This window comes from Siccirubricoccus sp. G192, from assembly GCF_019084075.1.
Taxonomy (GTDB): Bacteria; Pseudomonadota; Alphaproteobacteria; order Acetobacterales; family Acetobacteraceae; genus G192.
On sequence record NZ_JAHREN010000001.1, the window covers coordinates 3,887,401 to 3,901,952 of the forward strand.

Consider the following 14,552-nt stretch of genomic DNA (forward strand, 5'->3'; position numbering starts at 1 on the left):
CCGACTCCGGTCCACCCGGGCGTGGTCGCCGCCGAGGTCTGGCGGCGGGACGGCAATGTATGGCGCCTCGACTCGGCATCACGCCCTATAACGGCATGGCGGAGGGGCGCGGATAGGCGCTGGCACCCACAGGGAGGGAACTAATGAGGGCCTGTGCGCGGATCCGGTGAGCCATATCCCGTAGGGATCTCGGCGGGTATCCAGACCCAGGATGCTGCCTTTCCGGCGGCCCATGCACAGATCTCTCATACCGGCTGCATGAAATCCTGACCCATGGTCAGCGGTCATGCGCTCGGTATGATTTTCCTCGCCAACGGCATTGGGACGACGGGACCACCGGTTTTCGGCCATCGTGCGACACAGTTTTCTTCTGACACCGCGTCTTACGGGCTCGGTTTGCGTTCTTACCTCGGTTCCAAAAGGGGAGTTGCCATTCTGGAGATGTCCAGCGTCCGACATGCTCGCTTCGACGACTTCGAGGCATTCGCGGCCTCGGTGCCCGGCGCCTCGCTTGCCGCCACGCCGCTTCGCCCCGGCCCCTTCTTCAGCGCGACCACCGAGCTGAGGCTCGGCGACGTCGTCCTCCAGGTCGGGCGCAACACGCCCCTGATGGCGCTCGGGGCCGTGGACCCCGGCACCCTCTGGGTCGTGTTGCCGCTCGGGGCGGCCGGGACGCTTCGGCTGGACGGGCGGGAGGTCGGGCCGGGCGACGTTGCCCTGCACGGCCCTGGCGCCCATGTCAACGGGGCCAACTCCCAGGACACAGGCTGGGCACTGGTCGCACTGCCGTCCGCGGCGGCGGAGGCCCTGCTGGAGCCGCCGCGCCGCTCCCCGCTGCCTCGCCCCGGCACCCACGCCGTTCTCCGCGTCGACGGCGATGCCTGGGAGCGGGCCGCCTCGCTGGTGCGGGGAGCCGCGGCGGTCGCGGCGGAGGACCCGGGCGTATTCGCGGTCGCGGAGGCCCGGCGCGGGCTGCGGGACGAGCTGCTGGAGGCCCTGCGCGAGCTGCTCGCCTGCCGGCACGGGGGCACCCGCACCAGGCCGCTCCCCGCGCCCTCGGAGCGGCGGCGGACCCTTCGGGCGGTGGAGGACCTGCTCCGGGCGGAGCCGGGCCGGGCCGGGAGTGTCGAGGAGGTCTGCGCCACCCTCCGCCTGCCACCGTCGCGGCTGCGGGCCGCCGTCAAGGCGAGTTTTGCGGTGGATGCCGAGCTCTACCTCAGGCTGCGGCGCCTGGCCCTGGTGCGCGCCGCGCTACGCCCGGCCGGCGGGGAGCCGCGCTGGGCCGAGGTGGCGCAGGTGGCAGCGGCGCACGGCTTCCGGGACATGGAGGCCTTCACGCAGGAGTACCACGACCTGTTCGGCGAGGACCCGGCACTCACCTTCCGTCTCTCCGCCGAATGATCCTTCGGCATTCGGTGAACCGGTCCGGAGGGCCGACCGCCGCCGTGGCGGAGGAAAACTGACAGTGTTTGACGGAGGGAGGTAGGCCGGCGGGCGCTATACATTGCTGGCCGTCCTGGGACGCCGTGGCCGAGGCTGGAGTGACCGGCAGGCGATGCGGCTTCGGCGGGCGCGGTCGAACTGGGCCGCCGCAGGGCGGGGAACGCGGCGGGAGCCGGTGCACCCCGGTCGAGGATGCCGTCCGGCTGAGCGGCCCGGGCCCGTACCTTCTCGGAAGGACACGCCGTTGAGCACGTCACCCCACCCCGCTGCGCCGCACCACCTGCCCTTCTACCTCCCCGGACCCGACGGCTCCGACCCGGTCCTGGTCGGCACGGGCATCTTCCTGGCCGTCGCGCTGCTCGCCTTCGGCCTGCTCTTCCTGCGGTTGCACACTCTGCCGGAGCGCATGGCCCACCGCGGGAACAAGCTGCAGTTCGAGATCGTGGCCGTGCTGGGCCTGCTCGCGCTGTTCACGCACATGCACATCTTCTGGGTGGCGGGCCTGCTCCTCGCCCTGATCGACCTGCCGGACTTCACCGGGCCGCTGCGCCGCATCGCGGGCTCGGCGGAGAGGGTCGCCGGGCTGCAGCCGGGCGAGGGCGACACCGTCGGCGACGGGGAAGTCGCCGGCCGGATGTCGGGGCACGGCTCGGCAGAAGAGCGGCCGGACGGCCACGCAACGGACATCGCACCGCCGCCGCGCGCAAGCGAGGTGGCCCGCGAGCGCTACGAGGCCTGAACCATGCTCGAACTGCTCGTCTGTTCCCTGCTGACGATATTCCCGGACTACCTCTACCGCCGCTTCGCCCAGGGCAAGCGGTTCGGACGGGAGATCACGCTCTACTCGGTGTGGTTCGAGCTGCGCTGGGGCATCGTCTCCTGCCTGCTGCTCACGGTCTGCCTGATCACGCTGATCTTCTACTACCACCCCGCCACCACCTACGTCAGCGCCGTGTTCCGCAGCGTGCCAATCATCCCGGAGGGGAACGGTCGGGTTGCCGAGATCTACGTCCGCGGCAGCGAGCGCGTGGAGGCCGGCCAGCCTCTGTTCCAATTGGTGGACACGACGCAGCGCACCGCGGTGGAGACCGCGCGCCGCGCGGTTGCCGAGGTGGACGCGGCCGTGGCGCTGGCGCGCGCCGACCTCGCCGCGTCCGAGGCGCGGATCCTGGAGGCCCAGGGTGCGCTGCAGCAGGCGCAGGACGAGTATGCGACCAAGGCGGAGCTCAACCGGAGCGCCCCGAACGTCGTGGTCGCGCGGCGCGAGCTCGAGCGGCTGGCGGTGCTGGTGCGGACCCGGCAGGCTGGCGTCGAGGCCGCGCGCGCAGCGCGCCAGGCAGTCGAGGCGCGACTGTCCGAGCAACTGCCTGCCCAGCGCGCAAGCGCTGAGGCCGCCATGGCCGAGGCGGAGGCGGAGCTCGCGAAGACCGTGGTGCGCGCTGGCGTGACCGGCCGCGTCGAGCAGTTCCTGCTGCAGGTCGGCGACATCGTGAACCCACTCATGCGTCCCGCCGGCGTGCTGGTGCCGGAGAGTCGCGGCCTCAGGAAAATCGGCCTTGCCGCCGGCTTCGGCCAGATCGAGGCGCAGGTGATGCGCCCCGGGATGCCTGCGGAGGCGACCTGCGCCTCGTTGCCCTGGACCGTGATCCCGATGGTCGTGACGAACGTGCAGGGCTACATCGCGACGGGCCAGCTCCGCGGCACGGACCAGCTGCTGGACGTGCAGCAGTTTCGCCAGCCGGGCACCATCCTGGTGACGCTCGAGCCGCTCTACGAGGGCGGGCTCGACGGCGTGGTGCCCGGCAGCAGCTGCATCGCCAATGCCTACACCTCGAACCACGAGGCGCTGGCGGATCCGGGGATCGGCGCGGGGCGCTGGGTCGCGCTCCACGTCATCGACGCTGTCGGCGTCGTGCATGCCGTGCTGCTGCGCATCCAGACGATCCTGCTGCCCTTCAAGACGCTGGTGCTGAGCGGGGGCCACTAGGGCCGGTGACTGGACTGACTGGCGGTTCTGGCGGCGGCTGGCGGCTCGCCGCACGGCAGCCTCTCTCGTGAAGAGATCCCGAGAGGTGCTGGAGGATGTGCCGGGCGAGGTTGGACGACACCGAGTGGTCGCGGGCGTGGCGACTGATCCGGGGGCTGCCGCGGGTGTGGAAGCGGGATGAGGCGACGGTGCGTCAATTCGTCAGGGCGGCGCTGTAGGTCTGCCGGACCGGCTCGCCCTGGCGGGACCTCCCGACGGTGCTCGGGCACTGGCCGAGCATGTTCCACCGCTTCCGATGCTGGAGCCAGCGGGGCTGGTGGGGGCTGCTGTTCGAGGCCTCCCGTCCGGCGGCGCCGGCTCCTGGCGCAACATGGAAGCCGTTCAGTTCGCCACCCTCGACTGGGTGGACTGGTACAATAATCGGCACCTCGTCGAGCCGATCGGTAACATCCTCCCGCCGAGGCCGAGGAGCGCTACTATGCCCAGCCCGAGCCAGCCGCCATGGCAGCCTGACCCAAACTCCCCAGCCTCCGGCAAACCCAGGGCGGTTCAAATTCCAAAGCCTACCGGGAGCTGAGTGAAGCGGCGCGCCGGGACGGGAACGGGTAGTGCCTGCCATCGCAGCAGGGATGTCCTGCCGCCAAGCGGCGGCTGGTCCTGGCTCGATCAGCATCCTCAGCCCGCACTATTTCCCCACAACCTCCCACCCTGGTCCCGGATCGAAGGCGTTGATGCGGCTCGCGGTGCGTCCAGTGTCGGGCCCCAGGTTACGTTGGTAGACTACGCCCGCGTGGCTCGTCATGAATGTCTGAATGCCCGTGACGCCGTACTGGGCGGGCACGGCGAGGACGCCGAAGCCGCCGATCAGCTGCCCGTGCACGACGAAGTCCATCGCCCCTCCGGGGGCAGCGGGCCCCTGTGCTTCCAGAATGCGGAAGAGGTATCCGTGGAACGGCCGCGGCGCGTCGCCCGGGACAGGGGGACCGCCGTAGCGGCCGGCGCCCGCCGCGGCGGCGAGCGGGCCCAGAGGGCTCTCCGGCTCCCCGTCCGACGCCGGCCAGTAGAGGCCGTCACGCATCCCGGGCGTAGAGAAGAAGCGCCGCGCGTAAGCACGAAAGGCGCCCCGGCGTCCCGCGGTGCGGGAGTACTCGTCCTGCGCGGCGACAATCGCGCCCAGCACCTCGATGGTGTCGATCTCGTTGCGGCCGATGCGGCGGTCCACCAGTTCCTGTGCGCCCGTGCGGGCGTCGAAGCGCCATTTCCCGGCGTGGCCGGCGGGCCTGACCATGGGGATCGGAAACGGCCAACGGTCATTCCCAACCTCCAGCATGGCAATGTACGGAGACGTCCACAGGATCTCGGACCGCTCCGTGTAGGCGGCGGCGAAGCGCTCGCGCGCCGCGCGATCCTCCACCGGGTCACCGGAGCGGATCAGGCGTCGCGCCTCCCCGCCCAGTATACGGAGGAGGCGCCGCTCGTCCTGGGCGCGGATGGCGTCGGCCAGCGCCGCGAAGCCCTCCTGCGGCGTCCGGAAGGCCTGGGGTCGGACGGGCTGCGGCGGGCGCGGCGCCGCCTCGGGTGCCTCGCTTGCGGCCGGGTCTGCGGTCGGCACAGGCATGCTCTGCGCCAGGATCGGCCCGGAGCCTAATGACATGGTCAAGCCGACGGCAAGAACAGTCCTCTGCATCGCGCTCACCGGCCTCGCCCCCCGCCACCCCGGCCACCACCGCCGCCCCGACTACCACCGCCGCCGCCGGCGGCACCGGCGGCGCCTCGGCCGCCGCCACTGAATCCGGCGCTGCCAGCTCGCCCGCCTCCGCCTCCGCCGGCGCTGGCGGCTCGCCCGCCTCCACCCCCCGCGGCCAGTGCCATCGGCTGCGACTGGCGGCTTGCATTGCCACGTTGTGAGGCAGCCCGCACATCGCCGCCCTGGCCCATTCCTTGGAAGCCCTGCGCGCCGCGCGTGCCGCCACTTCCCTGACGACCCGAAGCACCCTGCCCGCCGGCCATCGGGCGTCCGTTCGCCGCGTGTCCGACGTCTCGGGCTCGGCCGCCGCCCGGGGCGGACGCACGTTCGCCTGCAGCAGTTCGTGCTGGCCTGGCGTCTCCTGCTCGGGTGGCCTGCCCGGCACCAGCGCGATCCGAGCGCCCGGGCCCGGCCCGATCGCCAGCCCCGCCGCGGTCGCCGAGCCCGCCCCGGTCGGCCTGCTCCAGGCGCCCGCGGAATTGGTCCCGTGTCGCGGCAGGATCTGGGCGGTTTCCCTGGAAGCGGTTCCGGACCTCGTCGCTGCGGTAGGCTACGCCCTGCCTGTGCGCGGTGTTGTGCTGCCACCGATTGCCGACGTCCCCCGTCCGCGTCCGGTCGATGTTCCGGACACGGCTCGAGTTGATGTTGATGTCGCCGCTGCCCCAGCCGCAGCCCGCCCAGCCCCACATCGAGCCGACCAGGGCAACCCCGCCGGCGAAGGCCATGCCGGTCAGGAGCGCGCTGCCAAGGCCCCAGCCGACCGGGGGCGGGTAGTAGGCCGGCGGGTAGGAGGGGTAGGGCCAGGTGCCGTAGACGACTGAAGGGTCGTAGGCGGGGACGTAGACCCGGTCCGGCTGCGCGGGCTCGATGGTGATGACCTGCGGCGGCGGCGCCACGGTCGGCGCCGCCGCTGGCGCTACCGCAATGGCCGCAGGAGTGGCGTCCTCGGACGGCGCCCCGCCACCCGCCGGTGCCACCCGGACGTTCTGCGACACGTTGACGGTCAGTTCGGGGCCGCTCTGCAGCTTGCCCGCCTGCTGCGCCCGGTGCCGCAGCACCTGCACGGCGTTGAGGACGTCCTGCTGCTGCGCAAGGACCGCGTCGCCGAGCTGCTGCGTCCACTCGAGTTGGTCGTTCATCATCTTAAGCACGTCGGGGAAAGGAACGAGCGATTTCACGCTGGCGTCCCACGGCTCCCGCTGCAATGCCTGCGCCAGTTCCTCCCCTTTCAGCTTGGCGTTGTTGCCGCGGCCGAGCCACCGCTGCGCCTGCACGATCTCCAGCGGGTAGGTCGCGGCCATGAACATCTGCGCCAGGAGGGTGTCGGGGTAGAGCGCGATGGGCGCGAGCAGTTGCTCGAGCTGCGGCTGGGCCAGCCGGTCCTCGCCCGCCCTGGCTGCCACTGGCGCAGGCGCCACGGCGCTCGCCGGCGGCGCCTGCGCCGCCGCGGACCGGACCGGCCGGTCAGCCGCAGCGGCGACAATGCCAAAGCACGCCGCGATGCAGAGTGCCAGGGTCCTGTGCCAACCGAGGAGCCCAGTCGTGTCGATGCGAAGGCCCATGGCTTCCCTCCGCCGGGCGCCACTCCTGATCCTGTGCTCGGCCTGGATTTCGTACCAGACTCGGTGCGCGACCGCATGGGCAAACGCTGTCAGGATTTTACGCCGTTATGGCGCACGGATCGCCGGTATGGATGCACCGGATCCTGGACCTGCCCCGGATGCTGGTCCGCGGGCTACGCAATCGCCCCTGAGCGGCCGCTGGGGCGAGCGCCTCTCGGTCGGCATCACGCGCGCACTGGCTGCCGGGCTGGTGCGCCGCCTGCCAGGCCACGTTGTCACCATCACCGCGCCCGGTGAGCGAGCCGCGCACAGATGGGTCCGTCATCCTCGTCGCCCGGTGGCGCGTGCTGGACGGCGCCGGGCGCACAACGCTGGCCGGGGAGCGCGTCTCGCCGGTGCAGCCGATCGCGGGCTCCGGCGACCCAGTCGTTGTGGCGGCAATGAGCCGCGCGGTCGAGGACTTCACCGGGCGGATCGCGGCCGGCATCCGGCGTGCCACGCCGGCTCACTTCCGAGCCGGTAAAGATTCTTCCGATCGTCCCAATCCGTCTCACGGCTCCGCGTGGCGAACTCCCTGGGGAACGATCTTGTCGAGATCGCGCCGAGATGGTTAGGCACGGCCGCTACATACCGCCTGGATGGTTAAGGCGGTGATGCCGCGGCGCCTTTTCGCGGCGGTGTTTTAGCCCATCGGCAGGCTGCGGGCATCGCCGGAATCTGCGTCCGGAATTGGATTGCACCACAGGCGCCTACTGGTTGACGGTGGATTCAAGTGGTCGTCGCAACACCAAGGCGGAGGGTGGTTGCGATGGCGGGTCGGCGGCGTTCGGATCGGGCGAGCTGGGACGCGGCGATCGGCGTGGGGGTGTCGGAGGCGGTTGGGTCCCGCTGGTTTCGGGAGGCGGGCGGGATGCCACCATCGACGCTCGGGCGGTCGTCAAAGCCGCCTTCGGGACGATACCTGTTGTTTGCGGAGCGCGAGGAGATTGCGCTGCTGCGAGCCCAGGGCTGTGGAGTGCGAGAGGTTGCCCGGCGGCTGCGACGGGCGGCATCGACGGTCTCGCGCGAGCTACGGCGCAATGCGGCCACGCGCAGCGGCAACCTGGAGTACAGGGCCACGACGGCGCAGTGGCATGCTGAGCGGGCGGCGCGGCGTCCGAAGCCGGCGAAGCTGGTGACGCACCCGGCGCTGAGGGCGTATGTGCAAGATCGGCTGGCGGGTGCCGTGGTCTCTCCAGGCGGGGCTACGGTGCCCGGACCGGCGGTGCCGTGGAAGGGCCGGCGGCATGGACCGAGGCAGCCTCGGCGCTGGGCGAGAGGATGGAGCCCGCAGCAGATCTCGCGGCGGCTGCGGCTCGACTTTCCTGGCGATGGTGCGATGCGGATCAGCCATGAGGCCATCTACCAGTCGCTCTACGTCCAGGGCCGCGGCGCGCTGCGCCGCGAGCTGACGGCCTGCCTGCGAACCGGGCGGGCGCTGCGCGTGCCGCGGGCGCGGAGCCGGGGGGCGCGGCAAGTCGCATGTCGCGCCCGAGGTGCTGATCAGCCAGCGCCCGGCGGAGGCGGACGACCGGGCCGTGCCGGGGCATTGGGAGGGAGACCTCATCCTTGGCCTTGGCAGCTCAGCAATCGGCACCCTGGTGGAGCGCACGACGCGGTTCACGATGCTGCTGCACCTGCCCCGCATGCCGGGCTCTTCCGCAGGAAGCGTGGTTCAAGCGGCGAGGAGCACGCGGCGCCTGAGGAGATCGAAGCTGCTGCGTCCGAAGGTCTGGCGCTTCAACATCTTCAGCTTGCCTACCTGTCCCTCCGTTTGTCCGCTGCTCCATGAAGTAGTGAGAGCGGCTTTCACCGCCGCCCCGTCCTGTTGAAGGCTGGCGGCAAAGGTGGTGATGGCGGCCACACCGCTCCTCCTGGCGTCCCGGAGCCAGCCGTCGAGGGTGGTAATCGGTGCGCCGCACCGCGTCTTGGCGCTGACACAGCAGCTACGCAGGAGGTCTGCGAGCCGGCGGACCAGCCCGGCGACGGTGGCAGCTTCGGCGTCCTGCTCCAAGCGGGCGATGGCCGCAGCTTCCTCCTCGCTGAGCTGGTCCCTCGGCCGCGTCAGATACCAGGCGAGTTGCTTCGGCGAGGGGAGCGCCGGTGCACTGTCATCCCCAGGAGATGGCGCGGCCGGCAGCGCTCCTCCTGCGCGCTGTGGCGTGTGTTTCGAGCGTGTCGTTCGTCGCGGGCCCAGCCAGCGGTGGACCTGTCTCGCCGTTCCGCGGAATCCGCGGTCACGCAGTTCGCGCCACAGCGCCATCGCGTTCTCGCATCCGGTCGCAAGTCGTGCCTCCAGGTGGTCGAGGTAGGGATCCAGAATACTGGGACCGGGAGGCCGGACCGCCCGCTCCGGAAAGCTCTCGGCATCGGCGAACTTCCGCACCGTCCCGCGAGCCAGCCTCATGCGGCGGCTGATGGTGAGCAGCGGTTCGCCGGCCGCGATGCGGCGCCGAACCTCATCGTAGAGCGCCTTCCAGCGCGCCCGGCTATCGGCGCTGGCCGCCCGCTCGGCCTGGCTGCGTGGGAACGCGCTCGTCCGCCGCGCCGGGCCAGGCGGCCGACGCGGGATGGGCGGCAGGCGCCGGAGCCTGCCATGCACCCCGGCCAGCCAGCGCTCGGCCATCTGCCGAAGGTTCAGCAGCAGGTGCCAGCGATCGGCAACCTGCACGGCCCGGGGCGCCCCGAGCCCAATGCCGCGGGCGTACTCGGTCGAGCGGTCACGCGCGACGATCCGGATCCCGCGATGGCGCCGGAGCCAGTCGGTCAGCGTCGGGGCACTCCGGTCCGGCAGCAGGTCGATGACGCGATGCCGCTCCAGGTCAACCAGGATCGTCCCATAGGTCTGGCCCTTGCGCCGGGCCCAGTCGTCAACACCAAGCACATGCGGAGCCTGGCAACGCGGCAGGGGCAAGCGGCGCACCAGGCGCAGCACCGTGTCGCCGCTGGTCGGCATCCCAATTTGCTGCAGCATGCGCGCGCCCGCCTTGCCACCCATGGCAACGCCAACCCGTCCCTGCGCCGTCGCCAGCCGGTCAGTGCGCTGCGCCCGCGGCGCGATCAGGCTGGGCAGTCGCTCAACAAAGGTCCGCCGCGAGCATGCCGGATTGCGGCAGTACAGGCGCCTCACCTGAAGTTGGAGGCGTACCTGGCGGCCAAGGCAGGGCAGGTCGGCAGGGTGCCGAACCGTGCGGCTGTGGACAGCATGGCTCGCCTCACCACAATCCGGACAATGGCCGTTCCGCTGCCGAGCCTCAGCAGCGATTTGGATGTTGCTCGCGTCCGGGTGGGTGACCTCCCGGATGCGGCATCCTGGCAGGAGATAAAGGTCCGTCATTCCGAATATTACCGCCCGGCCGGCGGCGCCGCAGCTAGCCGCAGCGCACCGGCCAGCACCAACCACGCTTCCTGCGGAAGAGCCGCATGCCGGGTCATGGAGAGGGAACGCGCGTCAAGAACGGCCCGGCGCTGGCCGGGCATGGGGCGGAAGCGGTGCGCGACGCCATCACCCGCATGATCACCACCCTGCCGGAGGCGCTGCGCCGGTCGCTGACCTGGGACCAGGGGGCGGAGATGAGCGAGCACGCCCGGCTGCGGATCGACACCGGCGTGCAGGTGTACTTCTGCGAGCCGCACAGCCCGTGGCAGCGTGGCACGAACGAGAACACCAACGGGCTGCTGCGGCAGTACTTCCCGAAGGGGACTGACCTGAGCGCGCACGGCGCCGATGACCTCGCGGCCGTGGCTGCGGCGCTCAATGGCAGGCCTCGCAAGACGCTCGGCTGGAGAACGCCAGCCGAAGCGCTTGACGAGGCGCTGCGATCGGCTCAGGCAGGCGTTGCGACGACCAGTTGAGCCTGGGGACCATGCCTCGTACCGCACCGGGCAACCAGGCGATGTCGGCTAAGAGCCTATCCCGGTAGGGCATGTCGCCAGGTGATGATGGCGAGTGCGAAGTGGAGCTGCGCGAGGTAGTTGCTGGGTTTCTTGGCCCAGCGGATCAGGATCGAGCGGAACCGATGGAGCCATGAATGCGTGCGCTCCACCACCCAGCGCCGCGCCTTGGCCCGGGCGTGACGCTTGGCGCTGACCTCCTCGCCGCGTGTGCGCAGGTGCAGGGTGAAGCCGAACTCCTCGGCCAGGGCGCGCGGCTCGTCGTAGTCGAAGTCCTTGTCGAGGCAGAGGTGCTGCGGTCGACGGCGGGTCGGTTCGGGCCGCTCGATCGGGATGGCCTCGAGCGTCTCCCGCATCAGCTTGTGATCGTTGCGGTTGGCCCCGTCGATGGTCGCCCCGAGCGGGACGCCGCGGCCGTCGGTCAGCACCAGGCGCTTCACCCCGCGCTTGCCGCGGTCCGTCGGGTTGCGGCCGGTTTTCTCGCCACCCAGCGGCGCCTTGCCCATCGCCCCGTCCAGCGCCAACCAGGTCCAGGCGATGCCACGCAGTGCGTCGTAGGCCAGCAGGCCCTCGCGCCAGAACGCCGCGAAGACCCCGGCCGCGAGCCACTCCTGGAAGCGCCGGTGCGCCGAGGACGACGAGCAGATCGTGGTCTCCCGCAGCGCATTCCACTGACACCCCGTGCGCAGCACGAAGAAGATGGCGTCCATCGCCGCCCGGTCCGGCACCCGCGGGTTGTGGCAGCCCAGTGGGTGCGGCGGGCGTGGTGGCAGCAGTGGCCCCATCTTGGCCCAGAGCGCGTCCGGCAACCGCCAGCCGTCGTCCCGAACGCGCCACTTCCTCGCTTTCCGTGCAGTCCCTCTCGTCATCCCAGGTAGATGGAGAGCCGAGGATCATCCTCCTACTGGGATACGCTCTTAGGCTACGACAACCCGGCGCGGGCGATAGGTCCAGGGGCCGGCATGGCTGACTCCGCCCTGATCGCCGACATCGGCGGCACCGATGCCCGCTTCGCCCTGCTGAACGAGGCGAAGATCAGCCAGACCGTACCCAGAGAGCGAGGCGTTGGCGTGCCGGAACTCCAGCCGGGCGAGTTGCTCGGGCGAATAGAGCACCCAGGGCGAGAGCAGCGCCACGACGTCACGCCGGCCAGCGCGCCAGGAATTGGCTCCAGCATCAGCGCTAGGACGACCTCGCGAAGATGGCGGTGTAGTACCATGCATGCTGCGGTAAACCCTCCGGCGCCGGCAGCAGCGTCAGCAGTACTGCCCGCATGATCGGTGCGGCCGCTTTGGTGAAGCTGTTCACGGCCCCCCTCCTTTCTTGAAACGGTGTGGTTTGGGGCGCATCCGTTGCCGGATAACACCACAATCCACCATCGGGCGGAACGGAGCCGGAGGCATGGCCAGCTTGCACCCTGTCGCCGAGCGGTGGGGCATCCTGAAGCTGGGCATGCATGCCGACAAATTTCGATAGCGCCGACGCGGGCCTTGCTCGCGATGAGCTTGTATTCTCTCCGACGTTATAGCCTTGCCCAATGTGGCGGAGTGCGACCTCATGTGTGCGGCGGATGAACGTCACAGGGCTTACACTACCAGAACTGGTACTGTTTATGTGCTTGGCGGATCCACTCGCAATGTCGACATCCTAATCCCCACCTCCAGCATCTGAAGGAAGCGGCGGACATGGCTGAAATACCCCCCTGCGCAGCAGCCGGTTTGATAACCGCCTTGATCCTGCTGAATGCGTGCCAGAGCGCGCAGATTACTACCCCGACCACCACGGCACCTGTGCTGGCGCCGGCAACGGGTGCTGCTCCTCCAGTTCCGGGATCTGAGCCGCAGCGCGCGGCGGCAAGTCCCGACCTGGCAGCCCCGTTCGTGCCGGGAACCGGGCAGTTTGACGCCGGTATGAGCAACGCTGAGGTGCAGCGCACGGGCGGCGGAGCCCCTTCTCCGGGCGGAATTCGCCGTCGCTAAAGCGTGCTGCCGTCTGCTTTGAACGGCTGATACGGCATGGCGTCGTCGGTGGACCTTCGGGTCACGGCCCGCTGCAGACTTGCAACAGAATCCTAACGATGACCAGGCACTGCCAAAGGCAGCCTGATCACCTGGCCCAACGATCCTGCATGGCTCTCCCCATCGCTTCGCCCGCCGTCCGCCCGACCCGGGGACACCGCGAAGGCCGGCGGTCTGGGCGCCGGATTCCAAGCCCCGGGTCAGACCGCCCGGACCAATTGCACTGCAAGAGGTTGCCGCCCTGCCTGGCCGGCAAACAGCGTCAGCAGCGGAGGTAAGGTCAGCATCACCGTCGCCAGCGCATACAGCAGGCTCATCGTCAGCATCATCCCCATACCGGCGGTGCCCGGGTGGTGGGACAGCGCCAGCGTCTCGAAGGCGGTACCATTGGTCAGCGCGCTGTAGAGCACCGCCCGCGTCAGCGCCGAGGGCAGCAGCAGCACCGTCAGCACCGTGGCGATGCCGCCGGCGCGCAGGAAAGCATCGCCGATGGTGCGGGCGCTGGCCTGGACGGAGATGGCCGGGCCGCTGGCTGCCGGAGCATCGGCCAGCACCGCACGGGCGAACCGGGCCATGGCCTCGGAGCGGTCGGAAAGGTCGCGCGGGCGCACCTCTACGCGGGCACGCCCGTCGGCGGTGAGCCAGTCGCGCCGCAGCGTGTCCGGCAGGTCCGCAACGGTGGCCGGCCGGGCGTCAAGCGCCAGGCGCAGCCCGTCGAGCGTGGTGACGAGCCCTGGCACCAGCGCCGCGCGCAGCCTTTCCCCGCGCTGCTCCGGGCCATTCGGCCAGGCCCTGGAGCGTGGCCCCGAGGCGGCGGGTGGGCGCGGCCAGCATGGCCTGCGCCCGCCCGTCCCGCGCAGCGCGGGCCGCGGCGGCGGCCTCGGCCGCATCGCCAAGCGCCGACAGGGTGTCGGCGAGTTGCACCTGGTCGGCCCTGGGCGCGGCGCGTTCCACCCCCTCCGCAACCAGGTTCAGTGTCCACACGCCCCCGCGCAGGCTGGGATCGGTGGCCAGCGTGCCGATCATGGGTTGCGCCGAGATGATCCGCTCGGTTGCCCCGCGCACCACGGGTTCTGCGGCGAACAGCAGCGCACTCCGGCGGAAGAAAGCCTCGGCACCTGGCCGCGCCACCTCCTGCAGGCGACCCGGCACCGGCTGCAGCGCCGCGGCGAGGGTAGCGGCTGCGCGCTCGGCCGCGTCGGGTGTCACGCCGTCCATCACGGCGGCAATCACGTTGTCCCGCTGGGGAAAGGCGGCATCGATCGCCTGCTCCGCCTGTCGCCAGGGCAGATCCGCAGGAAACATGCGGAGCGCGTCGGTATCGAGCGCGAAGCGAGACACCAGGACCCAGCAAGATGCGAGGCCCAGCAGGGCGGAGAACGCGAGTGTCAGCCCGGGTCGGCGCAGGCTGATCGATGCGAGCATGGCGGCCAAGCGGCCCTGCCCGTGCCTCGGCTTCCGCGCAAGGGTCTGGCGTGCCCGTGGTACGGGTCCCGCCATCCGGCATGGCATGCAGGACGGCCTGCTGGGCCGGATCAGGCTGTGGGGCGTGCGCTTCGGCAGGCAGATGGGGCAAGGCGGGCTCAGGGCTCTGTAAGGGATCGGGATCCGGTGAGGCGGCGGATGCCGGCCGCGAGGAGGATGCCAGGACGGGCGGCGCACACGATGGCGCACCCGGCGGCCGGCCGTCACAGGATCAGGGCACCTGGCGGATTCGACGTCATGACGTCCTGGAGATCTGCAGAATTCGGATAGTGCATTTTCCGGAAGGGACTAGCCCGTTGTGAATCGACGCCTCTAACCTTGGATGCTGTCCACGCCCGGTTCCCGACGCCTCACGTTCCGCAACGCGTGTCATCGAA

General features: G+C 70.6%; 12 protein-coding genes and 3 pseudogenes. 7 read left to right on the forward strand and 8 right to left on the reverse strand.

Annotated features, from left to right (window positions below; all coding sequences use genetic code 11):
- Positions 1 to 441: 441 nt before the first annotated feature.
- The 4 genes and pseudogenes from KSF81_RS18730 to KSF81_RS18745 form a co-directional block, all read left to right on the forward strand.
- Positions 442 to 1,401 carry a helix-turn-helix domain-containing protein gene (locus KSF81_RS18730; protein ID WP_217380263.1) on the forward strand — a complete coding sequence of 320 codons (960 nt, stop codon included), beginning with the start codon at positions 442 to 444 and terminating at the stop codon, positions 1,399 to 1,401.
- A gap of 286 nt (positions 1,402 to 1,687) precedes the next feature.
- Positions 1,688 to 2,182: a hypothetical protein gene (locus KSF81_RS18735; RefSeq protein ID WP_217380264.1), complete on the forward strand. Its 495-nt coding sequence runs from the start codon at positions 1,688 to 1,690 to the stop codon at positions 2,180 to 2,182.
- Positions 2,183 to 2,185: 3 nt separating this feature from the next.
- Positions 2,186 to 3,430, forward strand: coding sequence for an HlyD family secretion protein (locus tag KSF81_RS18740; protein ID WP_217380265.1), 1,245 nt, complete (start codon positions 2,186 to 2,188; stop codon positions 3,428 to 3,430).
- A 355-nt stretch (positions 3,431 to 3,785) separates the two neighbouring features.
- Positions 3,786 to 3,943: pseudogene (locus KSF81_RS18745) on the forward strand (IS3 family transposase); the annotation flags it as partial.
- Positions 3,944 to 4,115: 172 nt separating this feature from the next.
- On the opposite strand, the gene KSF81_RS18750 reads toward KSF81_RS18745, so the two are convergent.
- Positions 4,116 to 5,117, reverse strand: coding sequence for a DUF2950 family protein (locus tag KSF81_RS18750; RefSeq protein WP_254454122.1), 1,002 nt, complete (start codon positions 5,115 to 5,117; stop codon positions 4,116 to 4,118).
- A 5-nt stretch (positions 5,118 to 5,122) separates the two neighbouring features.
- The gene (locus KSF81_RS18755; RefSeq protein WP_217380266.1) at positions 5,123 to 6,739 is read right to left on the reverse strand and encodes a DUF3300 domain-containing protein; all 1,617 of its coding nucleotides are present in this window, start codon (positions 6,737 to 6,739) and stop codon (positions 5,123 to 5,125) included.
- A gap of 293 nt (positions 6,740 to 7,032) precedes the next feature.
- On the opposite strand from KSF81_RS18755, the gene KSF81_RS32310 reads away from it, so the two are divergent.
- Positions 7,033 to 7,353, forward strand: a complete 321-nt coding sequence (locus KSF81_RS32310) for an ABC-type transport auxiliary lipoprotein family protein (protein ID WP_217380267.1) — start codon at positions 7,033 to 7,035, stop codon at positions 7,351 to 7,353.
- Positions 7,354 to 7,547: 194 nt separating this feature from the next.
- A pseudogene (locus KSF81_RS18765) lies at positions 7,548 to 8,433 on the forward strand (IS30 family transposase); the annotation flags it as partial.
- A 20-nt stretch (positions 8,434 to 8,453) separates the two neighbouring features.
- Here KSF81_RS18765 and KSF81_RS18770 read toward each other — a convergent pair.
- Positions 8,454 to 10,115 carry an ISL3 family transposase gene (locus tag KSF81_RS18770; RefSeq protein WP_217380068.1) on the reverse strand — a complete coding sequence of 554 codons (1,662 nt, stop codon included), beginning with the start codon at positions 10,113 to 10,115 and terminating at the stop codon, positions 8,454 to 8,456.
- A gap of 83 nt (positions 10,116 to 10,198) precedes the next feature.
- Here KSF81_RS18770 and KSF81_RS18775 point away from each other — a divergent pair.
- Positions 10,199 to 10,633: pseudogene (locus KSF81_RS18775) on the forward strand (IS30 family transposase); the annotation flags it as partial.
- A gap of 56 nt (positions 10,634 to 10,689) precedes the next feature.
- Here KSF81_RS18775 and KSF81_RS18780 read toward each other — a convergent pair.
- From KSF81_RS18780 to KSF81_RS18800, 5 genes are all read right to left on the reverse strand, one after another.
- Positions 10,690 to 11,541, reverse strand: coding sequence for an IS5 family transposase (locus tag KSF81_RS18780; protein WP_217377308.1), 852 nt, complete (start codon positions 11,539 to 11,541; stop codon positions 10,690 to 10,692).
- Between the two features lie 48 nt (positions 11,542 to 11,589).
- Positions 11,590 to 11,808 (reverse strand): hypothetical protein, encoded by a 219-nt coding sequence (locus tag KSF81_RS18785; RefSeq protein WP_217380268.1) that lies wholly within the window; start codon positions 11,806 to 11,808, stop codon positions 11,590 to 11,592.
- Positions 11,809 to 11,854: 46 nt separating this feature from the next.
- Entirely contained in the window at positions 11,855 to 11,980 is a 126-nt protein-coding gene (locus KSF81_RS18790; RefSeq protein ID WP_217380269.1) for an anion permease, read from the reverse strand.
- Positions 11,981 to 12,890: 910 nt separating this feature from the next.
- Positions 12,891 to 13,430, reverse strand: coding sequence for a hypothetical protein (locus KSF81_RS18795; RefSeq protein WP_217380270.1), 540 nt, complete (start codon positions 13,428 to 13,430; stop codon positions 12,891 to 12,893).
- Positions 13,384 to 14,115 carry a hypothetical protein gene (locus tag KSF81_RS18800; protein ID WP_217380271.1) on the reverse strand — a complete coding sequence of 244 codons (732 nt, stop codon included), beginning with the start codon at positions 14,113 to 14,115 and terminating at the stop codon, positions 13,384 to 13,386. Before KSF81_RS18800 ends, KSF81_RS18795 begins: the two co-directional genes overlap by 47 nt.
- Positions 14,116 to 14,552: the final 437 nt, after the last annotated feature.

Coding starts and splice junctions, on each gene's coding strand:
- KSF81_RS18730 (WP_217380263.1), top strand. CDS start 442: ATGTCCAGCGTCCGACATGCTCGCTTCGACGACTTCGAGGCATTCGCG.
- KSF81_RS18755 (WP_217380266.1), bottom strand. CDS start 6,739: ATGGGCCTTCGCATCGACACGACTGGGCTCCTCGGTTGGCACAGGACC.
- KSF81_RS18780 (WP_217377308.1), bottom strand. CDS start 11,541: ATGACGAGAGGGACTGCACGGAAAGCGAGGAAGTGGCGCGTTCGGGAC.
- KSF81_RS18800 (WP_217380271.1), bottom strand. CDS start 14,115: ATGCTCGCATCGATCAGCCTGCGCCGACCCGGGCTGACACTCGCGTTC.
- KSF81_RS18750 (WP_254454122.1), bottom strand. CDS start 5,117: ATGCAGAGGACTGTTCTTGCCGTCGGCTTGACCATGTCATTAGGCTCC.
- KSF81_RS18740 (WP_217380265.1), top strand. CDS start 2,186: ATGCTCGAACTGCTCGTCTGTTCCCTGCTGACGATATTCCCGGACTAC.
- KSF81_RS18770 (WP_217380068.1), bottom strand. CDS start 10,115: ATGACGGACCTTTATCTCCTGCCAGGATGCCGCATCCGGGAGGTCACC.